This window comes from Mycobacterium sp. PS03-16 (assembly GCF_004570325.1).
Lineage (GTDB): Bacteria > Actinomycetota > Actinomycetes > Mycobacteriales > Mycobacteriaceae > Mycobacterium.
Map to the genome: position 1 here is coordinate 38,432 of NZ_SPQO01000022.1, position 23,414 is coordinate 61,845.

The 23,414-nt window shown below is 69.6% G+C and carries 28 protein-coding genes and 3 tRNA genes; 10 read left to right on the forward strand and 21 right to left on the reverse strand.

Features of this window, described 5'->3' with window-relative positions; genetic code table 11:
* The first annotated feature begins 43 nt into the window (after window positions 1-43).
* Complete coding sequence (locus E4P42_RS18205; RefSeq protein ID WP_135127525.1) at window positions 44-988, forward strand: prephenate dehydrogenase; 945 nt, start codon at window positions 44-46, stop codon at window positions 986-988.
* On the opposite strand, the gene E4P42_RS18210 is transcribed toward E4P42_RS18205, so the two are convergent.
* The 5 genes from E4P42_RS18210 to E4P42_RS18230 are packed head-to-tail and all read right to left on the reverse strand — an operon-like array spanning window position 951 to window position 5,099.
* Window positions 951-1,550, reverse strand: coding sequence for a putative glycolipid-binding domain-containing protein (locus E4P42_RS18210; RefSeq protein ID WP_135127481.1), 600 nt, complete (start codon window positions 1,548-1,550; stop codon window positions 951-953). The two genes, E4P42_RS18205 and E4P42_RS18210, sit on opposite strands and share 38 nt — an antisense overlap.
* Window positions 1,547-2,341, reverse strand: a complete 795-nt coding sequence (locus E4P42_RS18215) for an ABC transporter permease (RefSeq protein WP_135127482.1) — start codon at window positions 2,339-2,341, stop codon at window positions 1,547-1,549. Before E4P42_RS18215 ends, E4P42_RS18210 begins: the two co-directional genes overlap by 4 nt.
* The gene (locus E4P42_RS18220; RefSeq protein ID WP_135127483.1) at window positions 2,338-3,012 is read right to left on the reverse strand and encodes an ABC transporter permease; all 675 of its coding nucleotides are present in this window, start codon (window positions 3,010-3,012) and stop codon (window positions 2,338-2,340) included. Before E4P42_RS18220 ends, E4P42_RS18215 begins: the two co-directional genes overlap by 4 nt.
* A 4-nt stretch (window positions 3,013-3,016) precedes the next feature.
* On the reverse strand, window positions 3,017-4,126 hold the full coding sequence (locus tag E4P42_RS18225; protein ID WP_135127484.1) for an ABC transporter ATP-binding protein: 1,110 nt from the start codon (window positions 4,124-4,126) through the stop codon (window positions 3,017-3,019).
* A gap of 10 nt (window positions 4,127-4,136) precedes the next feature.
* Window positions 4,137-5,099 carry an ABC transporter substrate-binding protein gene (locus E4P42_RS18230; RefSeq protein WP_135127485.1) on the reverse strand — a complete coding sequence of 321 codons (963 nt, stop codon included), beginning with the start codon at window positions 5,097-5,099 and terminating at the stop codon, window positions 4,137-4,139.
* 109 nt (window positions 5,100-5,208) lie between these two features.
* Between E4P42_RS18230 and E4P42_RS18235 the strand changes: the two genes are divergently transcribed.
* A complete protein-coding gene (locus E4P42_RS18235; RefSeq protein ID WP_135127486.1) occupies window positions 5,209-5,601 on the forward strand; it encodes a lipopolysaccharide assembly LapA domain-containing protein in 393 nt (130 codons plus the stop codon).
* Window positions 5,602-5,618: 17 nt separating this feature from the next.
* Here E4P42_RS18235 and E4P42_RS18240 read toward each other — a convergent pair whose 3' ends face one another.
* The gene (locus E4P42_RS18240; RefSeq protein WP_135127487.1) at window positions 5,619-6,635 is read right to left on the reverse strand and encodes a phosphotransferase family protein; all 1,017 of its coding nucleotides are present in this window, start codon (window positions 6,633-6,635) and stop codon (window positions 5,619-5,621) included.
* A gap of 41 nt (window positions 6,636-6,676) precedes the next feature.
* Window positions 6,677-7,288: a histidine phosphatase family protein gene (locus tag E4P42_RS18245; RefSeq protein WP_135127488.1), complete on the reverse strand. Its 612-nt coding sequence runs from the start codon at window positions 7,286-7,288 to the stop codon at window positions 6,677-6,679.
* Window positions 7,289-7,307: 19 nt separating this feature from the next.
* Here E4P42_RS18245 and E4P42_RS18250 point away from each other — a divergent pair, with 19 nt between their 5' ends.
* Window positions 7,308-8,066, forward strand: coding sequence for an SDR family NAD(P)-dependent oxidoreductase (locus E4P42_RS18250; protein WP_135127489.1), 759 nt, complete (start codon window positions 7,308-7,310; stop codon window positions 8,064-8,066).
* Window positions 8,067-8,073: 7 nt separating this feature from the next.
* Here E4P42_RS18250 and E4P42_RS18255 read toward each other — a convergent pair whose 3' ends face one another.
* Genes E4P42_RS18255 through E4P42_RS18265 form a run of 3 tightly spaced genes read right to left on the reverse strand, consistent with a single transcriptional unit; the run spans window position 8,074 to window position 11,730 of the window.
* Window positions 8,074-9,951, reverse strand: a complete 1,878-nt coding sequence (locus E4P42_RS18255) for an alkyl/aryl-sulfatase (RefSeq protein WP_135127490.1) — start codon at window positions 9,949-9,951, stop codon at window positions 8,074-8,076.
* Window positions 9,952-10,003: 52 nt separating this feature from the next.
* On the reverse strand, window positions 10,004-10,855 hold the full coding sequence (locus tag E4P42_RS18260) for an NAD(P)-dependent oxidoreductase (RefSeq protein WP_135127491.1): 852 nt from the start codon (window positions 10,853-10,855) through the stop codon (window positions 10,004-10,006).
* Complete coding sequence (locus E4P42_RS18265; RefSeq protein ID WP_135127492.1) at window positions 10,852-11,730, reverse strand: NAD(P)-dependent oxidoreductase; 879 nt, start codon at window positions 11,728-11,730, stop codon at window positions 10,852-10,854. The genes E4P42_RS18260 and E4P42_RS18265 overlap by 4 nt, the downstream gene beginning before the upstream one ends.
* Window positions 11,731-11,829: 99 nt before the next feature.
* On the opposite strand from E4P42_RS18265, the gene E4P42_RS18270 reads away from it, so the two are divergent.
* Window positions 11,830-12,168, forward strand: a complete 339-nt coding sequence (locus E4P42_RS18270; RefSeq protein ID WP_135127493.1) for a helix-turn-helix domain-containing protein — start codon at window positions 11,830-11,832, stop codon at window positions 12,166-12,168.
* Window position 12,169: 1 nt separating this feature from the next.
* Here the strand turns inward: E4P42_RS18270 and zwf are convergent, their stop codons facing one another.
* From zwf to E4P42_RS18290, 4 genes are read right to left on the reverse strand one after another with little or no spacing between them, the layout of a single operon-like run.
* The gene (gene zwf, locus E4P42_RS18275) at window positions 12,170-13,669 is read right to left on the reverse strand and encodes a glucose-6-phosphate dehydrogenase (protein WP_135127494.1); all 1,500 of its coding nucleotides are present in this window, start codon (window positions 13,667-13,669) and stop codon (window positions 12,170-12,172) included.
* Between the two features lie 43 nt (window positions 13,670-13,712).
* Complete coding sequence (locus E4P42_RS18280) at window positions 13,713-14,126, reverse strand: MmcQ/YjbR family DNA-binding protein (RefSeq protein WP_135127495.1); 414 nt, start codon at window positions 14,124-14,126, stop codon at window positions 13,713-13,715.
* On the reverse strand, window positions 14,119-14,622 hold the full coding sequence (locus tag E4P42_RS18285; RefSeq protein WP_135127496.1) for a metallophosphoesterase: 504 nt from the start codon (window positions 14,620-14,622) through the stop codon (window positions 14,119-14,121). Before E4P42_RS18285 ends, E4P42_RS18280 begins: the two co-directional genes overlap by 8 nt.
* Before the next feature lie 3 nt (window positions 14,623-14,625).
* Window positions 14,626-15,024: a nuclear transport factor 2 family protein gene (locus tag E4P42_RS18290; protein WP_135127497.1), complete on the reverse strand. Its 399-nt coding sequence runs from the start codon at window positions 15,022-15,024 to the stop codon at window positions 14,626-14,628.
* An 86-nt stretch (window positions 15,025-15,110) separates the two neighbouring features.
* Here E4P42_RS18290 and E4P42_RS18295 point away from each other — a divergent pair, with 86 nt between their 5' ends.
* Window positions 15,111-15,821 (forward strand): cutinase family protein, encoded by a 711-nt coding sequence (locus E4P42_RS18295; RefSeq protein WP_135127498.1) that lies wholly within the window; start codon window positions 15,111-15,113, stop codon window positions 15,819-15,821.
* 4 nt (window positions 15,822-15,825) lie between these two features.
* On the opposite strand, the gene E4P42_RS18300 is transcribed toward E4P42_RS18295, so the two are convergent.
* The 3 genes from E4P42_RS18300 to E4P42_RS18310 form a co-directional block, all read right to left on the reverse strand.
* Window positions 15,826-16,824 carry a GGDEF domain-containing protein gene (locus tag E4P42_RS18300; RefSeq protein WP_135127499.1) on the reverse strand — a complete coding sequence of 333 codons (999 nt, stop codon included), beginning with the start codon at window positions 16,822-16,824 and terminating at the stop codon, window positions 15,826-15,828.
* A gap of 35 nt (window positions 16,825-16,859) precedes the next feature.
* Window positions 16,860-16,932, reverse strand: a tRNA-Arg gene (locus tag E4P42_RS18305).
* A gap of 41 nt (window positions 16,933-16,973) precedes the next feature.
* Window positions 16,974-17,062 (reverse strand) — tRNA-Ser (locus E4P42_RS18310).
* Between the two features lie 85 nt (window positions 17,063-17,147).
* Here E4P42_RS18310 and hisC point away from each other — a divergent pair.
* Both hisC and E4P42_RS18320 read left to right on the forward strand, forming a co-directional pair.
* Window positions 17,148-18,224, forward strand: coding sequence for a histidinol-phosphate transaminase (hisC, locus tag E4P42_RS18315; RefSeq protein ID WP_135127500.1), 1,077 nt, complete (start codon window positions 17,148-17,150; stop codon window positions 18,222-18,224).
* The gene (locus E4P42_RS18320; RefSeq protein WP_135127501.1) at window positions 18,221-18,691 is read left to right on the forward strand and encodes a DUF4334 domain-containing protein; all 471 of its coding nucleotides are present in this window, start codon (window positions 18,221-18,223) and stop codon (window positions 18,689-18,691) included. The genes hisC and E4P42_RS18320 overlap by 4 nt, the downstream gene beginning before the upstream one ends.
* Window positions 18,692-18,694: 3 nt before the next feature.
* Here E4P42_RS18320 and E4P42_RS18325 read toward each other — a convergent pair whose 3' ends face one another.
* Window positions 18,695-19,279 (reverse strand): TIGR03086 family metal-binding protein, encoded by a 585-nt coding sequence (locus tag E4P42_RS18325; protein WP_135127502.1) that lies wholly within the window; start codon window positions 19,277-19,279, stop codon window positions 18,695-18,697.
* A gap of 47 nt (window positions 19,280-19,326) precedes the next feature.
* Here E4P42_RS18325 and E4P42_RS18330 point away from each other — a divergent pair, with 47 nt between their 5' ends.
* Both E4P42_RS18330 and E4P42_RS18335 read left to right on the forward strand, forming a co-directional pair.
* Window positions 19,327-19,638, forward strand: a complete 312-nt coding sequence (locus E4P42_RS18330) for a hypothetical protein (RefSeq protein WP_245234090.1) — start codon at window positions 19,327-19,329, stop codon at window positions 19,636-19,638.
* Window positions 19,639-19,649: 11 nt separating this feature from the next.
* Window positions 19,650-20,471, forward strand: coding sequence for a crotonase/enoyl-CoA hydratase family protein (locus tag E4P42_RS18335; protein WP_135127504.1), 822 nt, complete (start codon window positions 19,650-19,652; stop codon window positions 20,469-20,471).
* Between the two features lie 6 nt (window positions 20,472-20,477).
* Here the strand turns inward: E4P42_RS18335 and E4P42_RS18340 are convergent.
* Window positions 20,478-20,564, reverse strand: a tRNA-Ser gene (locus tag E4P42_RS18340).
* 33 nt (window positions 20,565-20,597) lie between these two features.
* On the reverse strand, window positions 20,598-21,110 hold the full coding sequence (locus E4P42_RS18345; RefSeq protein ID WP_135127505.1) for a MarR family winged helix-turn-helix transcriptional regulator: 513 nt from the start codon (window positions 21,108-21,110) through the stop codon (window positions 20,598-20,600).
* A 66-nt stretch (window positions 21,111-21,176) separates the two neighbouring features.
* Here E4P42_RS18345 and E4P42_RS18350 point away from each other — a divergent pair, with 66 nt between their 5' ends.
* Window positions 21,177-22,154, forward strand: coding sequence for an NAD(P)H-quinone oxidoreductase (locus tag E4P42_RS18350; RefSeq protein ID WP_135127526.1), 978 nt, complete (start codon window positions 21,177-21,179; stop codon window positions 22,152-22,154).
* A gap of 2 nt (window positions 22,155-22,156) precedes the next feature.
* Here E4P42_RS18350 and E4P42_RS18355 read toward each other — a convergent pair whose 3' ends face one another.
* Entirely contained in the window at window positions 22,157-23,353 is a 1,197-nt protein-coding gene (locus E4P42_RS18355; protein ID WP_135127506.1) for a cysteine desulfurase-like protein, read from the reverse strand.
* Between the last annotated feature and the right edge of the window lie 61 nt (window positions 23,354-23,414).

The following is a 23,414-nucleotide window of genomic DNA, read 5'->3' on the forward strand; positions in this document are numbered from 1 at the left end:
CCCGGCCGGGGTGTGCCAACCTGGAACGGTGACGAAGCCTCCGGTGTGCGTGCTGGGTCTGGGCCTCATCGGCGGGTCGGTGATGCGTGCGCTCGCCCCGACCGGACGTGAGGTGTTCGGCTACAACCGGTCGGTCGAGGGAGCGGCGGCGGCCCGGTTCGACGGGTTCGACGCGAGCGAACACCTCGACCAGGTGCTGCGCCGGGCCGCGGCCGCCGAGGCGCTGATCGTGCTGGCGGTCCCGATGCCCGCCCTGGGGTTGCTGCTCGGCCACATCCGCGACACCGCGCCGCACTGCGCGCTGACCGACGTGACCAGTGTCAAAGGTGCTGTGCTGCAGGAGGTCGAGGCGTTCGGCCTGCGGGACCGGTTCGTCGGTGGGCATCCCATGGCCGGAACCGCACACTCCGGCTGGGCGGCCGGCGATGCCCGCCTGTTCACCGGCGCCCCCTGGGTCATCAGCGTCGACGACGGCGTCGACCCGCAGGTGTGGGCACAGGTGATGGATCTGGCGCTGGACTGCCACGCCGTGGTCGTGCCCGCCCGCTCCGACGAACACGACGCCGCCGCGGCCACCATCTCGCACCTGCCGCACCTGCTGGCCGAGGCGCTGGCCGCCACCGCGGGCGAGGTGCCGCTGGCGTTCGCGCTCGCCGCCGGCTCGTTCCGGGACGGCACCCGGGTGGCCGCCAGCGCGCCCGACCTGGTGCGCGCGATGTGCGAGGCCAATTCCACGCAGCTCTTACCCGCGCTGGACCACGCGCTGGCGCTGCTCGCCACCGCCCGCGACGCGCTCGCCCGGCACGGATCGGTGGCCGACCTGGTCGAGCAGGGGCACGCCGCGCGGATCCGCTACGACAGCTTCAGCCGCCCGCAGATCATCACCACGGTGATCGGCGCCGACAACTGGCGTGAGGAACTGGCCGCCGCCGGCCGCGCCGGCGGGGTGATCAGAACCGCTCTGCCAGTCCGGGGTAGTCGAGGATGAAGCCGTTGGGGTCCACCGACAGCGTGGTGTCGGCGACCGGGGACTCCAGCTTGATGCCGTCCGGCGCGCTGCTGTAGGTGACGGTGGCCTGCTCGACGGAGAAGTCGGGGATGCGCACGTAGACCACCGGCAGCGTGACCGTATCGCTGCGCTCGTGGATGCCGGTGCGCCGGATCGGCAGCGCGTTGAAGAACGGGCTGAGCACCACGTCGACGTCGAGGGCCCCCTCGAACGACGACCGCGTGATCTGGTTCTGGTGGTCCTGCACCAGCCACATGTTCTCTTCGTCGCGGGCGATCGAATACTGGCGTTCCCGCTCGGCCAGCGTGACCGTCAACGACAGCCGCTTGGTGCCGCCGCTCTCGTCGGTCACCAGGTCATACGACGCGGAGAACGCCGGATGGGCATCGGTGGCCGCGGCGACGATCCGGCCGTAGGCCTTGATCCGCCGGCCCGCCACCTGGACCCGCGCCGATTCCATCTGCGCACAGTCGTGCGCACGCCAGGTCAACACCGTCGGCCAGGTGGTTGCATTCGCATCAGAGCGGCCTGCTTCACTCACGTCTCTACCGTATGCGACGAGCGCGTCCGTTCGTAGTCCGCTCCCGAAGTCCGCGCGGATATGCCCCGCCCACCCGACTCCAGGGCCACCTCGTCGGACAGGAACGGCTGGGGCATCCGGCCGCTCAGCCGGAACCGGCCGGTCCCGGGCACCGACGCCCACACCGCCAGCGCCAGCAGGCCGTCGAGGATCAGCGCGAGCGCCGTCACCATCAGCGCCCCCACCAGCGCGAGGTAGAACTCGCGGACCTTGATCCCGTCGATCAGGTACCGGCCCAGCCCGCCGAGGCTGGCGTAGGCGGCGACGGTCGCGGTGGCCACGATCTGCAGGGTGGCGGTCCGCAGCCCGCCCAGGATCAGCGGCGCGGCGTTGGGCACCTCGACGCGCAGCAGCACCCGCAGCTCGGTCATGCCCATCGACCGGGCGGCGTCGACGACGGTCGGGTCGACGTTCGCGATGCCGGAGTAGGTGCCGGCCAGCAGCGGTGGGATGCCCAGCAGCATCAGCGCCACGGTCGGCGGGATCAGGCCCAGACCCCACAGCAGCACACCCAGGAGCAGGATGCCCAGCGTCGGCAGCGCGCGCAGCGCGTTCACCCCCGTGACGACCAGGAAGGTGCCCTTGCGCGTGTGGCCGATCACCATCCCGAGCGGAACGGCGATCAGCGCCGAGAACACCACCGCGATCGCCGTGTACTCGAGGTGTTCGACGATGCGGGCGGTCAGGCCGGCCGGGCCGGACCAGTTGGCGGCGGTGAAGATGTAGGACAGCGCATCGGAGAGGAAGTTCACGCGGCCGCCCCCGCCTTCTGCCGGGGCGCGCCGGCGCCCGACGCTCCGATCCACGGCGTCAGGGCCCGGCCGATCAGCATGATGATCGTGTCGATCACGACCGCCAGCACGAAGATCGCGATGATGCCGGCGACGATCTGATCGCTCTTGTTGGCCTGGTACCCCTCGGTGAACCAGGTGCCCAGCCCGCCGATGCCGATCACCGAACCGACCGACACCATCGAGATGTTGGTCACCGCCACCACGCGCAGGCTGGCGATCAGCACCGGAACCGCCAGCGGCAGTTCCACTTTCAGCATCCGCATCAGCGGTGTGTAGCCGACGGCGGTGGCGGCGTCGAGCACCGCGGGCGACACCGCGTCCAGCGCCTCGGGTACCGCACGGACGAGCAGCGCCACGGTGTAGAGGGTGAGCGCGACGATGACGTTCGCCTCGTCGAGGATGCGGGTCGGGATGACCAGCGGCAGCACGACGAACAGTGCCAGCGACGGGATCGTGAAGACGATGCTCGCGGTGATCGTGGTGAGCCGCCGCAGGGCGGTGGTCCGCTGCACCAGCGCGCCGACGGGTACCGCGATCAGCAGGCCGAGCACGATCGGGATCAGCGACAGCCGCAGGTGGATGACCGTCAGCGTCCAGAGGTCGTCGAGGTGGGTCAGCAGGTACTGCACGCGCTCACCCGATCCCGGCGCCGCGCCGCTGACTGTCCAGCGCGGCGAGCACGTCGTCGGCCCGCACCCCGCCGATCACCTGCCCGGCCTCGTCGACGGCCACGCCCAGCCCCGACGGCGACGACAGCGCGGCATCGAGCGCCAGCCGCAGCGTCCCGTCCGGGCGGAACAGCGAACCGCCCGCGGTGGTGCTGTCGTACAGCGAGCTGCCGCCGCGGTGCAGGTCGACTCCGGCGGCGTCGATCCAGGCGTACGGCGTGCCGTCCGGCCGGGTGACCAGCACCCAGTCGCCGGCGGCCAGCCGCAGCCCGTCGATCTCGGGTTCGCCGACGTGGCGTACGTCGTGCAGCGGCAGCCCGGTGGCATGGCGGAACTGCAGCCCGCGGTAGCCGCGGTCGGCGCCGACGAAGCCGGCGACCGCGTCGTTGGCCGGGTTGGACAGCAGCCGGGCGGGCGCGTCGTACTGCAGCAGCACGCCACCGCGGCCGAATACCGCCACCTTGTCGCCGAGCTTGATCGCCTCGTCGATGTCGTGGGTGACGAACACGATGGTCTTGCGCAGGTCGCTCTGCAGCCGCACGATCTCGCTCTGCAGCTCCTCGCGGACCACCGGGTCGACGGCGCTGAATGGTTCGTCCATCAACAGGATCGGCGGATCGGCGGCCAGCGCGCGGGCCACGCCGACGCGCTGCTGCTGACCGCCGGACAGTTGGGCGGGATACCGGTCGGCCAGCTTCGGATCGAGCCCGACGCGCTCCATCACGCCCAGCGCGGCCTTGCGGGCGCTGCGCCGGGACTCACCGCGCAGCACCGGCACGGTGGCGACGTTGTCGACGACGCGCAGGTGCGGCATCAGCCCCGCGCTCTGGATTACGTAGCCGATGCCGAGCCGCAGCTTGACCGGGTCGACCGTGGTGACGTCGTCGCCGTCCACGGTGAGCGTGCCCGATGTCGGCTCGATCATCCGGTTGATCATCCGCATCGAGGTGGTCTTACCGCAGCCGGACGGGCCGACGAACACGGTGAGCGTGCCCTCGGGCACGTCGAGCGACAGGTCGTCGACCGCGACGGTGCCGTCCGGGTAGCGCTTGGTGACGCTGGAGAACGTGATCATGTCGGGGCGCCTACTTTCCGACCGGCTGGTCGAAACCGTTGTCGGCGATCCACGTCCGGGCGGCCTCGTCGGGATCGACGCCCTGATTGCCCTCGACGGCCGAGTTCAGTTCGATCAACCCCTCGGTGGTGAGCTTCGCGCTGACGGCGTCGAGCACGGTCTTGAGTTCATCGGACTTCTTCTGCGACGCGACCAGCGGCACCACATTCGCCGCCAGGAAGTTGTTCTTCGGATCCTCCAGGACGACGAGGTTGTTCTGCTCGATCGCCGGGGACGTGCTGAAGATGTTCGCCGCGGTGACCGTGCCGTCGGTCAGCGCCCGCACCGTCGCCGGGCCGCCGCCGTCGCTGATCGCGATGAAGTTCGACGGCGCGACGTCCAACCCGTACTTCGCTTTGAGGCCGGGCAGCCCCTCGGTGCGGTTGAGGAACTCCGACGGGCCGCCGAACTTCACCTCCGCCGAGTGGGTGGCCAGGTCGGCGATGGTCTTGAGGTTCCACCGCTGTGCGGTCTCGGCGCTGACGGCGACGGTGTCCTTGTCCTCGGCCGGCGACGGATACAGGATCGACAGATCCCCGGGCAGCGCCCGCAGCAGGCCGAGGACCACCGCGTCGGGGGTGGTGACCTCGGTGTCCTTGTCGAAGTACTGCAACAGGTTTCCGGTGTACTCGGGGATCAGGTCGATCGAGTGGTCCTGCACGGCGGGGATGTACGTCTCGCGGCTGCCGATCCCGAACTGCCTGCTGATCTGGAATTCGTTGGCCTCCAGCGCCTGGGCGTAGATCTCGGCGATGATCTTCGATTCGGTGAAGTCGGCCGAGCCGACGATGATCGATTTCAGGTCACCGGAGATCTCACCCCCGCCGAGTGGATTGGAGCTGCCGCAGCCGGCCAGCGCGAGCGCGCACACCGCCATCGCAGCGGCCCATCGGGTGGCGAAGCGGGCGAGACCCCGCTTCCGCGTGGTCGCCATTCGGGAATCCTCTCGGCGTAGTGGTCCTTGCGGAGAGTAGCGGCAGCACCGGCGCGGTGCCGCGTTACCGGGGGTTTCGTCACCTCGCGGAAAGGGCAATGATGAAGCCATGAGCACCGATCCGTACGGGACGTCAGCGAGCGATCAGGGGCCGCTGGACCCGCCCAACCCCGGGCCGCCGGTGCCCGGAGACTACGAGGTCGCGGACCGCTCCCCCAACCCGCCGCCGCCCGCCAAGGAAGTCAAGTTCACCCGCGCCGGGGCGCTGTGGACATCGGTGATCGCCGGCTTCCTGATCCTGATCATCCTGCTGGTGTTCATCGCGCAGAACACCGAGTCGGCGCAGTTCGCGTTCCTCGGCTGGCAGTGGAGCCTGCCGCTGGGCGTGGCGATCCTTCTCGCCGCGGTGTGTGGCGGCCTGATCGCGGTGCTGGCCGGCGCCGCGCGGATCTTCCAGCTGCGCCGCGCGGCGAAGAAGAACTACAAGGCCGCGCTGCGCTGAGCCCGCGCTGACACGGCTCAGTCCAGCGCCTCGAGGCCCGCGGCGATCAGCGGCGCCACGGCGTCGTCGACCGGATCGGTGGTGCCGCCCATCCTGGCGCGGAACGCGATGCCGGCGGCGATGATCGCCAGCTTGAAGTAGGCCAGCGCCATGTAGAAGTCCCAGTGCGCCAGCGGCTGCCCGGACGCCACCGAGTAGCGGTGCGCCATCTCGTCGCCGGTCGGCAGCAGCTCTGAGGTCCACGCCGCGTCGCTGTGCACGAGGTTGAACATCGGGTGGCGGTACACGCACATCAGCGCCGCGTCGCTGAGTGGATCGCCTAGCGTCGACATCTCCCAGTCCAGCACCGCGCGCACCGTGGTGGCGTCGGTCGCATCGAGGATCGTGTTGTCGATGCGGTAGTCGCCGTGCACGATCGACGCGCGGCTCTCCTGCGGCACCCGCTCGCCGAGGGCGGCGTGCAGGCGGCGGACGTCGCCGTCGCGGGTGTCGTCGTCGTGGCGGACGTGGTCCCACTGCGAGCCCCAGCGGCGGACCTGGCGTTCGAGGTAGCCGGCCGGCTTGCCGAAGTCGCCCAGCCCGACGGCGCCGGGGTCGACGGCGTGCAGTTGCGCCAGCACCGTGATCAGCGCGTCCACGCAGCCGTCGAGGGTGGCGGGGTCGCCGAGGCCTTCCAGTTCGTCGGCGCGGCGGATCACCCGGCCCTCGACGTGTTCGACCATCTGGAACGGCGCTCCGAGCACGCTGTCGTCGTTGCGCATGGTGACCGCGCGGGCCACCGGGACGGCGGTGCCGGCCAGCGCCGCCACCACCCGGTACTCGCGGGCCATGTCGTGCGCCGACGGGGTGAGGCCGTGCAGCGGCGGGCGGCGCAGCACCCATTTCGAGGCGTCGTCGAAGACCAGGAACGTCAGGTTGGAGCGCCCGCCCGCGATCAGTTCCGCGCGCAGCTCACCGCTGCGGGCGATGCCTTCCGCCGTCAGATGGCGGTCCAGCGCGTCGAGGTCGAGCCCGTCGAGGGAGGAGGACATCATGCGATGTGTCTACCACCCGGTTGGCCGGGCCGGTGCGGGTGCTACCACCGCTGGTTGCGCGGCAGCAGGTCCCATACATGTTCGGTGCCGTTGACCGACGCCACCGACAGCTGCCCGGCCCGCGACGACCACAGCAGCCGCGTCACCGACGCATAGTCGACGTGGAACGACAGCAGTCGTTCGGTGCGCAGGACGCGGTGCAGCAACGCATTGATCACCCCGCCGTGGCTGAACACCGCGACGGTGTCCTCGCGGTCGGCGGACGCCACGACGTCGTCGACGGCCGCGAAGATACGGGCCGTGAACGCGTCCACGTCCACCCCGCTGGGCAACTGACCGTTGATCAGCCGCTCGAGTTCGGCCGGGTTCTCCTTGGCGATCTGTTCGATCGGGATGTAGTGCGGCAGATCGCGGTCGTACTCGGCGAGCCGCTCGTCGACCTCGACGCCCAGGTTCAGCGCGTCGGCCACCGGTTGCGCGGTCTGCACCGCCCGCCGCTGCGGGCTGCTCACCAGGCGGGTGATCGGGAAGCGGGCCAACGCGTCGGGCAGCCGCTTGGCCTGCTCGACACCGTCCTCGGACAGATCCGGGTCGGAGCCCTGCCCGGGTTGGCTGCGCAGCGGCAGCGCATGTCTGACCAGAAGCAATTGCACCGTGACACCATAGGGGCCCATGGGTTACGCCGACGATCTGTTCGACCTCACCGGCCGCGTCGTGCTGGTCACCGGGGGCAGCCGCGGGTTGGGCCGCGAGATCGCGTTCGCGGCGGCGCGGTGCGGCGCCGACGTGGCGATCGCCAGCCGGTCGGCCGAGGCGTGCGCCGCGACGGCCGCGGAGATCGCGGAGGCGACCGGCCGCACGGCGTTCCCGTACGCCGTGCACGTCGGGCGGTGGGATCAGCTCGACGGTCTGGTGGACGCCGTCTACGAGCGGTTCGGCCGGGTCGACGTGCTGGTGAACAACGCCGGGATGTCGCCGCTGTACGACTCGCTGACCTCGGTGTCGGAGAAGCTGTTCGACGCGGTGGTCAACCTCAACCTCAAGGGTCCGTTCCGGTTGTCGGCGCTCATCGGTGAGCGGATGGTCGCCGCGGGCCGCGGCTCGATCATCAACGTCAGCTCCAGCGGATCGCTGCGCCCGGACGCGCACATGCTGCCCTACGCCGCGGCCAAGGCCGGCCTCAACGCGATGACCGAGGGGCTGGCCTCGGCGTTCGGGCCGACGGTGCGGGTCAACACGTTGATGCCGGGACCGTTCCTGACCGACATCAGCAAGGCGTGGGACTTCGGGGGCGTCGAGAAGCCGTTCGGTCACCTGTCGCTGCAACGCGCCGGTCAGCCGCCCGAGATCATCGGCGCCGCACTGTTTCTCATGTCCGACGCGTCGAGCTTCACGACCGGATCGATCGTAAGGGCCGACGGCGGCGTGTAGCAGGCCACTACGGCGTGACGATGGTGAAGTTCGGGTCGGGCTTGTCGAGCACCGACAGCAGCGACGCCAGCACCCCGGTATCGCCGGTGACCTCCAGTCCCGGCGAGTCGTTGTCCCCGGCCGCCAGGCCGAGCAGACGCAGCTTGTTCGCCAACCGCACGGTCACCTGGGCCGTCGACTCGTCGGCGGCCACGGTGCGGTAGACGAGCACGCCGTTGCGCAGCGTGACGCGGTAGTTCACGCCGACGTCGGTCAGCGAGACGTCGATGGCCAGGTCGAGGTCCCAGGCCCGAGGGCCGTCGACGCTGATGGCCAGCACGTCGAACATCTGCTCCGGCGACAGCTGCGCCAGCATGGTCGGCGAGCCGACCTGACCGGCCGTGCCGAAGGTGCCCTGCCGAAGCTCGGTGGCCCCGGACAGGAAGAAGTTGCGCCACGTCGCGTTCTCCGCGCCGTACGCGAGCTGCTCGAGGGTGTCGGAGTACAGCTCCCGGCCGGCGGTGTGATGCTCGTCGGTGAACATCAGATGATCGAGCAACGTTGCGGCCCAACGGAAGTCCCCGTCGCCGTAGGCCTGGCGGGCCAGCTCGACGACGCGGTCGGCGCCGCCCATCGCCGCCACGTAGCGCGGGCCGATGGCCTCGGGCGGATGCGGCCACAGCCGGGCCGGGTTGCCGTCGAACCACCCCATGTAGCGCTGGTAGATCGCCTTGACGTTGTGGTTGACCGACCCGTAGTAGCCGTGGGTGTGCCACGCCCTGGCCAACGCCGGCGGCATCTGGAAGTTCTCGGCGATCTCGATGCCGGTGTGGCCCTGGTTGAGCTGCCGCAGCGTCTGGTCGTGCAGGTAGGCATACAGATCCCGTTGCAGGGACAGGTATTGCACGATGTTCTCCCGGCCCCACGTCGGCCAGTGATGCGATGCGAACACCACGTCGGCCCGGTCGGCGAACGTGTCGATGGCCTCGGTGAGGTAGCCCGCCCAGCCGTGCGGGTCGCGCACCAGCGCGCCGCGCAGTGTCAGCAGGTTGTGCAGGTTGTGGGTGGCGTTCTCGGCCATGCACAGCGCGCGGTATCGCGGGAAGTAGAAGTGCATCTCAGCGGGAGCCTCGGTGCCCGGCGCCATCTGGAATTCGATCTCCAGCCCGTCGACGGTGTGACGCTCGCCGGTGGACCGGATGTCGACGGTCGGCACGATCATCGACACCTCGCCGGTGGAGGTCATCTGCCCCAGCCCGCATCCCACCTGCCCCTGCGGCCCGCGCGCGAGCAACGTCCCGTACATGTAGGTGCCCCGGCGCAGCATCGCGGTGCCGGCGTAGACGTTCTCCTGCACCGCATGCTCGACGAACCCTTCGGGCGCGATGACCGCCACCGTGCCCGCGTCGACCTCGGCCTGATTCGTCACCCCGAGGACGCCGCCGAAGTGGTCGCCGTGGCTGTGGGTGTAGATGACAGCGACCACGGGGCGGTCACCGCGGTGGTCCCGGTACAGCGCCAGCGCCGCCGCCGCGACCTCGGTGGAGATCAACGGGTCGATGACGATGACCCCGGTGTCACCCTCGATGAAGCTGATGTTGGACAGGTCGAGGCCACGGACCTGGTAGATGCCCTCCACCACCTCGTAGAGGCCCTGTTTGGCGGCCAGCGTGGACTGCCGCCACAGGCTGGGATGCACCGTCGGCGGCGCGTCTGCGGTGAGGAACGAGTACTGGTCGTTGTCCCACACCACGCGGCCGTCGGCGGCGGTGACCACGCACGGCTGCAGGGCGGCGATGAAGCCGCGGTCGGCGTCGTCGAAGTCGGTGGTGTCGTCGAACGGAAGCGTGGTCAGGTGCTCGCGGTGGGCGGCCACGATGCTCGCGGTGGGTGCCTTCTGCTCCATGCCGCCGACCCTGCCACCATGATCGGCCCGGCGCTGCGAAACGCGGCGGTGTTCACCGGTGCATCGTCTGCGCGATGCGGCTGATCTCGTCGCCGCCGTATCCGGCCGCCACCGCGGCGTCGACATAACCGCGCAGCGCCTCGAGTGTGGCCGCGTCGACGCCCGCGGCACGGGAGGCCTCGATCAGGTGCGGCAGCGATGCGGCCACCGACGACACCGGCGCACTGGCGTCCCCGTGCCGGTCGGCGCCGATGCGCTCGGCGACCTCGTCGGCGATGGGCGGCAGGATGCCGAGGATGCCGTGCACGTGCGGCAGCAGTTCGGCCGGCGTCACGTCGTGCGCGCGGGCGACGTTCAGCGCGTGCAGCATTCCGCTCATCGCCGTCCAGAACAGGTCGAGCAGCGCCACATCGAACACCGCGGCCCGCCCGGGGTCGGCACCGAGATAGGTGGTGGCGCCGAGGATCTCGAGGATGTCGCGGTGGGCGTCGTAGAGGTCGCGGGGTCCGGCGAACAGCAGGCTGGCCTCACGGGTGCCGATGGTGTCGGTCGGCGTCATGATCGCACCGTCGAGGTAGCGGCCACCCAGTCCGTCGACCAGCGCAGCGGTGGCCCGGGCGGCCTCGGGGGTGGCCGCGGTCAGTCCGATGACCACTCGCCCGCGCACAGCGTCACCCGCCGCCGCGACCAGGGCGTCGAGCACACCCTGATCGACGACGTTGATCAGGGTCAGGTCACCGGCGGCGACGGCCGCGGCCGGGCTGTCCGCCCACTGCGCACCGCGGGCCCGCACACGCTCGGCCCTGGCGGGGGTGCGGTTCCACACCGTGACCGGACACCCGGCGTCGAGCAGCGCCCCGACCAGCGCCTGCCCCATCGGGCCGAGTCCGAGGACGCTGATCACGCCGCCCGCCCCGGCCGGCGGATGCCCTCGATGGCACGCGCGAAACCCTCGGCACCGTGGCCGGCGTCGATCTGCCGGTGGATGAGCCGCTGCACCGCGTCGACGACCTCGGTGCCGAGCCCGGCGGCGCGACTGGCCTCGACGATCTCGCTGATGTCGGAGAAGTCCAGGCTCTGCTGGCCGGGCAGCGTGTAGTCACCGCCGTCGATGATCTCGGCGTACTCGGCGAGAGCCGGCAGCACCGCGGTCAGCCAGGCGGTCGCGCGCCCGGCGAACTCCTTGGCGGACATGCCCGCTGTGCCGGCCAGCGCGGCGCCGTGGAAAAAGCCCGCGAACATGACGTACATCGCCGAGAGCAGCGCCAGATCGTGCAGCGACGCCAAACCCGCGTCGTCACCGAAATACTCCGTACGCCCCCAGGTTTCGAGCAGTGCGTGGTGACGCTCGAAGACGGTGCGCGAACCGCTGTAGTAGATCAGGGATCCCGGCGCACCGATCATCGCGGGGACGGCCATGATGCCGCCGTCGAGGTAGTCGGCGCCGTGGCCGGTGGCCCAGCGGCTCAGCTCCCGGGCCCCGTCGGGCGTCGTGGTGGTCAGGTTGATCAGCTGCCTTCCGGCCAGCCGCCCGGCGACCGGGTCGAGCACCTCGCGCACCGATCGCGCATCGAACAGGCACACGACGATGGCGTCGCCGGCGTCGACCGCCTCGGCGACCGTGGCGGCCACGTCGGTGGTGGCGGACGCCAGCGCGGCCGCCCGGGCGGGGGTGCGGTTCCAGACGACGCTGCGGTGCCCGGCGGCCGCGGCGGCGCCGACGAGCGCCGATCCCATGGCGCCGAGGCCGAGGAAAGTGACGGTGGTGGAGGTGGTCATGCCGCTATCGTCGAATCAGCGCGGAGTTTCCGACAAGTACCCACTATTTAGTGCGGTACTCACCAAGAGGTAAGTAATGAACGCCAACAGGGGGTTCCGATGAGTCAGCTCGGCGAGTACACCTGCGGCCTGGACGCGGCGATGGCCGTGGTGGACGGCAAGTGGAAACCACTGATCCTGTGGGAGCTCCAGGACGGGCCGAAACGCTTCAATGCCCTGCACCGCAGCCTGGCCGGGGTGTCGCAGAAGATGCTCACCCAGCACCTCAAGGAGTTGCAGCGCCACGGCGTCGTGCACCGCGAGAGCTTCCACGAGGTGCCGCCGCGGGTGGAGTACTCGATGACACCCGCGGGCCGCGAACTGCTCGACGCGCTTGAACCGCTCGGCGAGTGGGCGACCCGCCACATCGACCTGATCTGCGCGGCGAAGACCGGTTGACCTAGTCCCTGTGGTCCCGCCATTCGCGTTCGAACGGCAGCCGCCACGCGTTGGGTGCGATCAGCTGGTGGATGGCGTTGGGACCCCACGTGCCGGGTTGGTACAGCTTCACCGGCGGCGGGTCCTCGAGCAGCGGAGCCGAACGGTCCCACAGTGATTCGATGCCTTCGGCCGTGGTGAACAGGGTGTGGTCACCGCGCATCGCGTCGAGGATCAGACGTTCGTAGGCCTCGAGTACGTCGCCGACGCGTCCGGTCTCCTGCGTCGAGAACTGCATGGACAGCTTGTCGAGCTTCATTCCGGGCCCCGGCCGCTTGCCGTAGAACGACAGCGACACCTTGGAGTTGTCGGCCAGGTCGAACGTCAGATGGTCCGGACCCTGCGACCCGACGCCCGAACCGGGCGGGAACATCGAGCGCGGCGCCTCTTTGAACGCGATCGAGATGATCCGCTGCCCCTCGGCCATCCTCTTGCCGGTGCGCAGATAGACCGGCACGCCGGCCCAGCGCCAGTTGTCGATGCCGACCTGCAGCGCGATGAACGTCTCGGTCTCCGAATCCGGTGCCACCCCGTCCTCCTGGCGGTAGCCGACGTACTGGCCGCGGATGACCTTCTTCGGGTCGACGGGCAGCATCGACCGGAAGACCTTGTTCTTCTCCTCGCTGATCGCCCTGGGCTCCAGGGCGGTCGGCGGCTCCATCACGACGAACGCCATGACCTGGAACAGGTGGGTGACCACCATGTCCTTGAAGGCGCCGGTGCTCTCGTAGAAGTTGGCCCGCTGATCGAGCCCCAGCTTCTCCGGGATGTCGATCTGGATGTGATCGATGAAATTGCGGTTCCAGATCGGCTCGAACAATCCGTTGGCGAACCGGAACGCCAGGATGTTCTGCGCCGCCTCCTTGCCGAGGAAGTGGTCGATGCGGAAGATCTGCGATTCGTCGAAGGTGTCGTGGACGAAGGCGTTGAGTGCGCAGGCGCTGGCCAGGTCGGTGCCGAACGGTTTCTCCATCACCACCCGCGAGCGGTCGACGAGGCCGGAATCCCTCAGCATGGTGATCACGGCCTTGGCCGCGTTGGGCGGCACCGACAGGTAGTGCAGCCGCCGGGTATCTGGGCCGAGTTCGGCCTCGGCCGCCTTCACCGCCGCGGCGAGCGGCTCGGGCCCTGCGCTCTGCGGCACGTAGGAGATCCGGCAGGCGAAGCCCTCCCACTCCTCGTCGGTCAACGTATGGCTGCCGAACGCGTCGACGGCCTCGCGTGCCAGTGCCCGGAACTCGTCGCCGCTGAGATCTTCGAGTGACGTGCCGACCACCCGGATCTTCGGCGCCAGCGAGGACTGGACGAGATACGCCATACCGGGCAGCAGTTTGCGTTTCGCCAGATCGCCGGTCGCCCCGAACAGCACGATGACGTGCGGATCGAGTTTCTCCTCGTCGATACGGTGCGGGCGCGAACCGGGCGCCGGATACGCGATGGACTGCGGAGTGCTGACGGCCACCTTGGCGATGATGTCACCATGCCGGCCGGAGTGCAGCGACTTGTCAGCCCTGCCGGTCGGCCAGCCAGCGTTCGGCGCGTCGGCGCGACGCCCGCGACAACCAGGCGTCCTGGATCAACTCGGTCAGTTCCTCGAGCCCGATGCGGCTGATGTCCTTGCCGCGCACCAAAACCGAAAGGTGACCGTCGAACCGGTCGGTGGTGAAGAACGGGGAGTGGGGGTCCTGGACCAAAGCCAGTTTGTCGGCCTCGGATTCCACCCACACCATGATGACGTCAGGGTAGCGCTCACCGGTGTCCGGATCCGCGGCGTCCGGTTGGGGGGTGCGGAAGAACACGAACGACTTGCCGCCGACCTGATAGATCGCGTTGCCCTTCGGGCCCTCGATGCGCTTGGTGTGCGGCATCGCGGCCGCGATCTCGTGGACGTCGGCGACCCTGGCGGGACGGTCAGCCACGCCGCTCCACGTTGCGCAAGACGACCTCGCCCAGCACCCCGTCGGCGACCGTCGCCGTCATGTACGTGCAGTACGGCTGGCGGCGCCGGTCCGTCGGCGAACCCGGGTTGAGTAGCCGCAGCCCTGTCGCCGCGGTGGTGTCCCACGGGATGTGGCTGTGTCCGAACACGAGCACGTCGGTGTCCGGGTACAGCTTGGCCATCCGGGCGTCACGCCCACCCGAGGCGCCGGTCTCGTGCACGACGGTGAACCGCACCCCACCCAGGGTGACATCCGCGCGTTCGGGCAGGCGACGGCGCAACTCCTCCCCGTCGTTGTTGCCCCAGCACGCGACCAGCCGTCTCGAGCGCTCGTCGAGCACGTCGAGCAGACGCGGCTCGACCCAGTCACCGGCGTGGATCACCACGTCGGCGCGCGCCACCTCGTCCCACACCACCGCGGGCAGGTCGCGCGCCCGTTTGGGCACATGGGTGTCGGCGAGGAGGAGCAGCCGCATCGGTTACCCCTGGACCGGCGACTGCAGCAATTCGGCCATCTTCGGGATCACGGTCTGCAGCGCTTTGAACGGCCGCAGCATCACCTTGAACGAGGTGATCTCCTCGGCGTCGTTCCACTCGATCATGTCGATGCCGTTGACGTGGATCCCGTCGAGGTCGGCGACGAACTCCAGCACCGCCGAACGGTTGGCGTACCAGTGGTTGACGTAGCGAAAACCCTGGCCACCGAGTACCTTCGCGGCCGCGTTCAGATAGGCGGCGGTGGTCTCGCGGCCTTCCTGCGGGGTGAACACCGCCGGCGAGTAGAACACCGCATCGGGCGCCAGCAGCGCCGTCACATCGCCGCCGTGGTCACCATCGATGAGGTCGAGCCAGCGCTGGATCACCGGGGGTGTCGTCATACCGTGCGAGATTACGCGGAGTTTGGCGGGCGGACGCGAGGGTAATCACGCCTCTCGTCGGGCCGCAACGTTCAGCAGGAGTCCCCATGAGAGTTCGTCAGTTCGGTCGCGTCGTCGGCGCGGTGGCCGTGACCACCTGGGCCGCGATGGTGGGCGTGGCCGCCCCGTCGGCGTCCGCCCAGACATGCCCGGACGTGGAGATCGTCTTCGCCCGCGGCAGCGGTGAGGCGCCGGGTGTCGGCGGCGTCGGGCAGTCGTTCGTCGACGCCGTGCGCGCGCAGGCGGGCCCGCGGACCGTGAACGTGTACTCGGTGAACTATGCGGCGTCCAACAACTTCGACGCCCGCGACGATTTGGCCAGGACCGTCGTCGATGGGATCCGCGACGCCGGGAACCGCGTGCAGACCATCGCCACGACGTGCCCGAACACCGACATCGTGCTGGGCGGGTTCTCCCAGGGGGCCGTGGTCGCCGGGTTCGTGACCTCCTCGACGGTGCCCGATGCCGTGCCGGCCGCCTATCGCAACGCCGTTCCCCAGCCGCTCGCGGCGGAGGTCGCCGAGCACGTCACGGCGGTCACCCTGTTCGGGCTGCCGTCTCCGCAGTGGCTTGGCACATTCGGCGCCCCGCCGGTGGTCATCGGCCCCCTGTACGCGCCGAAGACGCTGCAGCTGTGCGCTGAGGGTGACACGATCTGCAACGGCGCTCCGGGCGGGCAGCCGAGCATCGCGCACGCGCTCTACGGGGTCAACGGGCTGACGCAGCAGGCCGCGACGTACGCGGTGGAGCGGCTGTGACCCGCTAGACCGATTCGGCGTTCGGCGTGCCGGAATCGTCGCGCAGCGGTCGTCCGCGGCTCCGGTACAGCGCCGTGTCGGCGCAGGCGTACAGCTCGGCGATGCCGGCGTCGGCCGACGTACCGGTGGCGGTGCCCATGCTGACCTGCGGGGTGTGCCGCCGGATGCTGTCGAGGAACGCCTCGACAACTTCCTGCCGCTCCCCGGCGAGGCAGGCGGCGAATTCGTCACCGCCGAGTCTCGCCACCACCGCGTGCCGGGGTGCGGCCTGTTCCCAGTGCCGCGCGTACTCCGCGATGCGCCGGTCGCCCGCCTGGTGGCCGTAGGTGTCGTTGAGAGTCTTGAGCCCGTCGATGTCGAGGGCGACCACGGTGACCGGGACGGGTCTGCCCCGGTGCCGCGCCAGCACGTCGGTGGTGCCGATCTCCCAGCCCGCCCGGTTGAGCAGACCGGTGAGCGGGTCGGTGCACGCCGCGGTGAACATCGCCCGCATCAGCACCCCGAACGACTCGGCGGCCCCGACGATCGCGACGATGATCGTCAGGACCGTGAGCACGCCCACGTGCGGGGCGGGGGCCACCACGACGGCCACCGAGCAGGCCGCGGTGAGCACGGCGATCAACGGCCACGCCTGACGCGGCGGGTGGAACGCCCGCAGGTACATCGCGAGGAAGACCGGAGCGAACAGGCAGACGTACTCGGCGGTGATGGTGACGTGGAACGCCATGACGATCGGCGTGGCCGCGACGGCCGCCACGGTGGCCGGCATCAGCTGCCACGGCCGTACCGCAAGGGACACCAGCGCCGAGACCCCGAGGACCACCGCGATGATCCCGCCGACCGGATTGCCGTAGGCGATATCGGTGCGGACCGGGAACAGCGTGAACGTCACCCCGTAGGCGTAGAGAAACGTGGTGGCGCCCAGATAGATTCGCAGCAGCCGCAGGCGCTGCGCGCCGAACACCCAAGTGTCGGCGCCGGCCAGCGAGCTCAGGCGGTACATGACCTCACCCCAGAGTCCCCCGACGGTGGGTTGGGCGCGCCCGAAGGGATTCGAACCCCTAACCTTCTGATCCGTAGTCAGATGCTCTATCCGTTGAGCTACGGGCGCTTGCGTGTTCAGTTGTGTCGTGGCTGACGGGTCAGCCGCGGCGGAGGCGAGAGGATTTGAACCTCCGGTCCCCGGTAAGGGGGACAACTCATTAGCAGTGAGTCCCATTCGGCCGCTCTGGCACGCCTCCTGACGATTATCCGCCGAGGGCACAGAGTACACACCGGCCGCCCATGGAAGCAAAGCCGGTTGAAGGCCGGCCCTATGCTGGTCAGGTGACTGCCCGCCTCCGGCCCGAATTGGCCGACATTCCGGCCTACACGCCGGGCAAGACCGTCCCGGGCGCCATCAAGATCGCGAGCAACGAGACCGTCGACGGTCCCCTGCCCAGTGTGCGCGCCGCCATCGAGATCGCGACCGAGCACCTCAACCGGTATCCCGACAACGGCTACCTCGAGCTGCGCGAACACCTGGCCAAGCACCTCGACGGGACCCTCGGGGCGGGAGCGTTCACCCCCGAGCAGATCTCGGTCGGCTGCGGCTCGGTCAGCCTGTGTCAGCAGCTCATCCAGATCACCTCCTCGGTGGGCGACGAGGTGCTGTTCGCCTGGCGCAGCTTCGAGATCTACCCGCTTCAGGTGCGCACCGCGGGCGCCACCCCGGTGCAGGTGCCGCTGCGCGACCACACCCATGACCTTGACGCGATGCTGGCCGCGATCACCGATCGCACCCGCTTGATCTTCGTCTGCAACCCCAACAACCCGACCAGTACCGTGGTCGACCCGCGGGCGCTGGCCGAGTTCGTCGCCGCGGTGCCGCCGGACATCTTGATCGTGATCGACGAGGCCTACGTCGAGTACATCCGCGACGGCCTGCTGCCCGACAGCTTCGGCCTGGTTCGAGCGCACCCCAATGTGGTGGTGCTGCGCACGTTTTCGAAGGCCTACGGCCTGGCCGGGCTGCGCGTCGGCTACGCCGTCGCCGACGAGGAGATCGTCACCGCCCTGGGCAAGGTGTACGTCCCGTTCTCGGCGACCAGCCTGTCGCAGGCCGCCGCGATCGCCTCGCTGGAGGCCGCCGACGAGCTGCTGGCGCGCACCGACGCCGTCGTCGCCGAACGCACCCGGGTCACCGCGGCGCTGCGCGAGGTCGGATTCACGGTGCCGCCGTCGCAGGCCAATTTCGTGTGGCTGCCGCTGGCCGAACGCACGCGCGACTTCGTCCAACGTGCCGCCGAGGACCGCATCGTCGTGCGCCCGTACGGTGAGGACGGGGTGCGGGTCACCGTGGCCGCACCGCACGAGAACGACGCCTTCCTCGACTTCGCCCGACGCTGGAAAGGAACCGCATGACCTCGACGCGCACCGCCCGCGAGACGTTCACCGCGCTCACCGAGCGCACCGACCGGCTCTCCGACGCCGAGCTCGACGAATTCTGGGGCACCCTGGAGCCCGTCGACATCGACTTCATGATCGGCGAGTGGAAGGGCGGCGAGTTCCACACCGGCCACAAGGCCAACGGGTTCATGGAACGGCTCAACTGGTTCGGCAAGACCTTCCACAGCGCGGCCGACGCCAAGCCGCTGGTGTGCCTGGACGCCGACGGGGCCAAGTTCTCCAACACCGAGGCCATGAAGGGCGAGGCCAGCCTGTGGATGGAGGAGTTCCGCGGCGAGGTGACCGCCTCAATGGTCTATGACGGCGCACCCGTGCACGACCACTTCAAGAAGGTCGACGACAACGCCGTGATGGGCATCATGAACGGTAAGGGTGCCTTGGATCAGGGCCGCCACCTGTACTTCTACCTCGAGCGGGTGTGACCCCTAGCCGTCGGCGCGCCGGCCGGTGAACGCCAGCAGGCGCTGTATCGGCGGGGCGTCGTCGGGCACGTCGATCGGATCGTCGAAGCCGGCCGTCGCCCGGCCCTCCGGCGTGATGATCTTCTTCGCGAGGTTCAGCACGTACTCCGACAGCGAGTCGGGTGCGGGCACGGTGCGGCCGGTGGCGGCGGCGTAATCCCAGGCGTGCACGAGGAATTCGAGCGACAGGATGCCCACCGGCACCTTCGCGGGCGCCTCACCCTTGCCGAACGGTACCGTGCCGTCGAGGCCGCGGCGGTGCCACGCGTCGAGCGCCGGGCGGGCGGCGAGGATGATCTGCCGCTCCACGGTGTCGTCGGCGTCGCGGGCCGGGAACTCGGCGCCCGCCATGCCGCCGAGCACGGTGATCGAGTTCAGCAGGTGATCGGTCAGCGAGGCGACGTCGTACTCCCGGCACGGCGTCTGCTTGGTCAGGTCGTCGGCCGCGATACCGCGCACCACCTGCTGCAACACCCCGAGAGTCAGTTCGGCGGAGCGCAGATCATCGGTGGGCGGTGAGTCAGGTCCCTGCGGCAGGTCGCTACGCATGGCGCCCACGTTACGTCCCGCGTACGCCTATCGTGGCGCAGGTGGGTATGCGAGCGCGCAGAGTGACGGCGGCGGCGCTGCTGCTGGCCGGGGTGCTGACCGGCTGCACCCGAACAGTCACCGGGACCGTCGCGCAGACCACCGAACCTGGCCCGCCGGTGCCCGACGCCCAGACCATCACCTGCGCCGAGTACATCGACCTCGACGAGGATGCGCAGCTGGCGGTCGTCGGGGAGTTGACCGGCGACGGCGGCGGCTCGCTGGGTTCCCAGGGCACGGTGGTCGCCAAGACGCTGGCCGACGCCATCTGCGAGTATCTGCCGACGGCCCGGCTCAGTGAGATCTTGATCGGCCGCTAGCCTCTGCAGGCATGGCTACATACGAGTCGCTGTCCGTCGACATCGACGGCCACGTCGCCCGGGTCACGCTGCTGGGGCCCGGTAAGGGCAACGCGATGGGCCCCGCGTTCTGGGCGGAGCTGCCCGAGGCGTTCACCGCACTGGACGCCGACCCCGATGTCCGCGCGATCGTGCTGACCGGTTCGGGGAAGCACTTCAGCTATGGCCTCGACCTGGCGGCGATGGGCGATACGTTGACCCCGATGCTCGCCGAGGGCGCGCTGGCCCGCCCGCGCGCGGAGTTCCACACCCGCCTCAAGGGCATGCAGCAGTCGATCACCGCGGTGGCCGACTGCCGCACGCCGGTGATCGCCTCGGTGCACGGCTGGTGCATCGGCGGCGGTGTCGACCTGATCAGCGCCGTCGACATCCGTTATGCGAGCGCGGACGCGAAGTTCTCGGTGCGCGAGGTGAAGCTCGCGATCGTCGCCGACGTCGGCAGCCTGGCCCGGCTGCCGCTGATCCTGTCCGACGGCCACCTGCGCGAGCTCGCACTGACCGGTAAGGACATCGACGCCGCCCGGGCGGAGCGGATCGGCCTGGTCAACGCGGTGTACGACTCGGCAGAGGCGTGCCTGGAGGCCGCGCACGCCACCGCCGCGGAGATCGCCGCCAACCCGCCCCTGGTGGTGCAGGGCATCAAGGATGTCCTCGACGAGCAGCGCACCGCCCAGGTGGCGGCCAGCCTGCGCTACGTCGCGGCGTGGAACTCGGCGTTTCTGCCCTCGAAGGATCTCGGCGAAGGGATCACGGCGATGTTCGCAAAGCGGCCGCCGAACTTCACCGGCGAGTGATGTGAGCGGTGGCGGAGGGATTTGAACCCCCGGACGGTGTTAGCCGTCTCTCGCTTTCAAGGCGAGTGCATTAGGCCGCTCTGCCACGCCACCGCCGAACAGCCTAGTGGTTCCCGGCAGGTGGCCCTAGAACCGGCCGACCCGCGCGGGCGAGGGACTGGCCTGCATCCCGACGCTGATCCGGCGACAGTTCTCTCCCATCGCGGCGATCTGTGATCGCGACAGCCGGCCCAGGAAATGGCTGCGAACGTCGTTGCCGTAGGTCACCATGGCTTCGCGCACCCGCACCCGGCCGTCCTCGGTGATCGACGCCAGCACCCCGCGGCCGTCGTCCGGACTCGCGTTGCGCCGCACCAAACCCTGCATCTCCAACCGGCGGATCTGCCGGGTCACCCGGCTCGGCAGCGACATCAGGGCGTCCGCGAGGTCCCCCATCCGCGCGGCGCCGGTCGGTGATTTGTCCAGCATGTCGAGCAGCCGGACATCGTTCAGCGTCAGGTGGTGTTGTGCCACCAGCGACTTGTTCAGCGTGGCGTACAGCCTCAGTGCCGAGTCCAGGAAATTTTGCCAGGACCGTTGTTCTGCGATGTCGAGGCCCGGCATGTCGCTCGCCGTGCGCCCCCCAATCATCCCCTCCATGGACACATGGTAGAGCACGAATCCTTCCCCGGGAAGGTATCGGTACCGACGAGTAGGGTTGACCTTGTGTTTGCAATAGTCGCAGAGTCGCCGGAGAAGCTGATTTGGAAGCAAATTCCCGATGCTGCACTTCAGTCGCACGAGGTGCGAATCGAGATAGTTGCCACGGGAATTAATCGCGCTGATCTGATGCAAGCCGCAGGCAAGTATCCGCCGCCGCCGGGCGCGAGCGAGGTCATGGGCCTCGAGGTGTCGGGACGGATTACCGAGGTCGGCGCCGACGCCGGCGACTGGACCGTGGGGCAACCTGTGTGCGCTTTGCTGGCGGGAGGCGGTTACGCGGAGAACGTCACGGTGCCCGCCGCCCAGGTGATGCCGGTTCCCGACTCCGTCGAGCTGGCCCACGCCGCCGCGCTTCCCGAGGTCGCGTGCACCGTGTGGTCCAACGTCGTGATGACCGCCGGGTTGTCGGCGGGGCAGACACTGCTGGTCCACGGCGGCGGTAGCGGCATCGGCACGCACGCCGTCCAAGTCGCCCGCGCTCTCGGCTGCCGGGTGGCCGTCACGGCCGGGTCGGCAAACAAGCTGGAGCTCTGCGGCGAACTGGGCGCCGAGGTGTTGATCAACTACCGCGACGAGGACTTCGTCGCGCGCATGCACGCCGAGACCGACGGCGCCGACGTAATCCTCGACCTGATGGGCGCGGCCTACCTGGACCGCAACATCGACGCGCTCGCCCCCGACGGCCGGCTGGTCATCATCGGGATGCAGGGCGGGGCCAAGGCCGAACTGAACATCGGCAAGCTACTGGCCAAACGCGCCGGCGTCATCGCCACGGCGCTGCGGGCACGGCCGGTCACCGGGCGCGGCGGTAAGAAGGCGATCGTCGACGAGGTGGTGGCCAATGTGTGGCCGATGATCGCCGACGGCCGGGTCCGCCCGATCATCGGCGCGGAGTATCCGGTGCAGGAGGCCCAGGCCGCGCAGGAGATGCTGGCCTCGGGCGACGTGTCCGGGAAAGTGCTGCTGCGGGTGCGCGACTGACGTCAGCCGAGCGAGGCCAGCGCACGCACCAGCTGGTCCACCTCGGCGGTGGTGGTGTAGTGCGCGAGCCCGACGGTGACGGCGCCGCCGATGTCGTCGACGCCGATGACGTCGAGCACCCGCGAGTTCGCGTTGGCGATGGCCAGCACACCGTTGTCGGCGAGGCGCTGCACCACCTTCTCGGCCGGTACGTCGCGCACCGCGAAACTCAGCACGGGTATCCGCACCTCGGGCTGGCCGATCACCATCACCAGCGGCAGTGACCGCAGCGACATCAGCAGGTAGTCGAACAGCCGATTCATGTACGCGGTCGCCGATTGCATTGACAGCGCGAGCCTTTCGCGCCGGCTGCCGTGGGCGGACTCGTCGAGGTTGGCCAGGTACTCGATGCTGGCGACCACGCCGGCCAGCATCCCGAACTGGTGCACGCCCACCTCGAGCCGGGCCGGACCGGTCGCATACGGATTGAGTGAGACGGAGCCGAAAGAGTCGATCAGCGACGGGTCGCGGAACACCAGCGCCCCGATCGGCGGTCCGCCCCACGCGACCGCGTTGACTGCGACGACGTCGGCGTCGATCTCCTCGAGATCGATCAGCCGGTAGGGGGCGGCGGCGGAGTGATCGACCACGACCAGCCCGCCGACCTCGTGCGCCAGCTTGGTCACCGCGCGCAGATCGGTCACCGTGCCCAGCGTCGCCGAGGCCGAGGCGATCGCCACCAGCCGCGTCGGCCCCGTGATCAGGCCCTCCCACTGCCAGGCCGGCAGCTCGCCGTTCTCGATGTCGACCTCGGCCCACTTGATCTTGGCCCCGTACCGGTTGGCCGCGCGCAACCACGGCGCGATGTTGGCCTCGTCGTCGAGGCGCGTCACCACGACCTCGTATCCCAGACCCACCCGCGACGACGCGGCGTCGGCCAGCGACGCCAGCAGCAGGGCGCGGTCGGCGCCCAGCACGACGCCACGGGGGTCGGCGTTGACCAGATCGGCCACCGCCTGGCGAGCCGCCGCCAGCACCGCCGCACTGCGCCGGGCCGACGGATGCGGACCGTCGGTGGTCGACATCGAACCGCGGAACGCCGTGGAGACCGTCGTGGCCACCGAGTCGGGCAGCAACATCCCGTTCTGCGCGTCGAAGTGCACCCAACCATCGCCCAGCGAGGGGTGCAGACCACGCACCCGGGCGACGTCGTATGCCATTCCAGCCACCTTAGAGCGCTCGTGATTTCCACAGACCGACACGATGTGGTGGGCGCCCGAC

Bases quoted from the DNA above. Each gene is read 5' to 3' on its own strand.
- E4P42_RS18225 (WP_135127484.1), bottom strand. From the start codon at position 4,126: ATGATCACGTTCTCCAGCGTCACCAAGCGCTACCCGGACGGCACCGTC.
- E4P42_RS18230 (WP_135127485.1), bottom strand. From the start codon at position 5,099: ATGGCGACCACGCGGAAGCGGGGTCTCGCCCGCTTCGCCACCCGATGG.
- E4P42_RS18235 (WP_135127486.1), top strand. From the start codon at position 5,209: ATGAGCACCGATCCGTACGGGACGTCAGCGAGCGATCAGGGGCCGCTG.
- E4P42_RS18240 (WP_135127487.1), bottom strand. From the start codon at position 6,635: ATGATGTCCTCCTCCCTCGACGGGCTCGACCTCGACGCGCTGGACCGC.
- E4P42_RS18250 (WP_135127489.1), top strand. From the start codon at position 7,308: ATGGGTTACGCCGACGATCTGTTCGACCTCACCGGCCGCGTCGTGCTG.
- E4P42_RS18255 (WP_135127490.1), bottom strand. From the start codon at position 9,951: ATGGAGCAGAAGGCACCCACCGCGAGCATCGTGGCCGCCCACCGCGAG.
- E4P42_RS18265 (WP_135127492.1), bottom strand. From the start codon at position 11,730: ATGACCACCTCCACCACCGTCACTTTCCTCGGCCTCGGCGCCATGGGA.
- E4P42_RS18270 (WP_135127493.1), top strand. From the start codon at position 11,830: ATGAGTCAGCTCGGCGAGTACACCTGCGGCCTGGACGCGGCGATGGCC.
- E4P42_RS18285 (WP_135127496.1), bottom strand. From the start codon at position 14,622: ATGCGGCTGCTCCTCCTCGCCGACACCCATGTGCCCAAACGGGCGCGC.
- E4P42_RS18290 (WP_135127497.1), bottom strand. From the start codon at position 15,024: ATGACGACACCCCCGGTGATCCAGCGCTGGCTCGACCTCATCGATGGT.
- E4P42_RS18295 (WP_135127498.1), top strand. From the start codon at position 15,111: ATGAGAGTTCGTCAGTTCGGTCGCGTCGTCGGCGCGGTGGCCGTGACC.
- E4P42_RS18300 (WP_135127499.1), bottom strand. From the start codon at position 16,824: ATGTACCGCCTGAGCTCGCTGGCCGGCGCCGACACTTGGGTGTTCGGC.
- E4P42_RS18320 (WP_135127501.1), top strand. From the start codon at position 18,221: ATGACCTCGACGCGCACCGCCCGCGAGACGTTCACCGCGCTCACCGAG.
- E4P42_RS18325 (WP_135127502.1), bottom strand. From the start codon at position 19,279: ATGCGTAGCGACCTGCCGCAGGGACCTGACTCACCGCCCACCGATGAT.
- E4P42_RS18330 (WP_245234090.1), top strand. From the start codon at position 19,327: ATGCGAGCGCGCAGAGTGACGGCGGCGGCGCTGCTGCTGGCCGGGGTG.
- E4P42_RS18335 (WP_135127504.1), top strand. From the start codon at position 19,650: ATGGCTACATACGAGTCGCTGTCCGTCGACATCGACGGCCACGTCGCC.
- E4P42_RS18345 (WP_135127505.1), bottom strand. From the start codon at position 21,110: ATGGAGGGGATGATTGGGGGGCGCACGGCGAGCGACATGCCGGGCCTC.
- E4P42_RS18355 (WP_135127506.1), bottom strand. From the start codon at position 23,353: ATGGCATACGACGTCGCCCGGGTGCGTGGTCTGCACCCCTCGCTGGGC.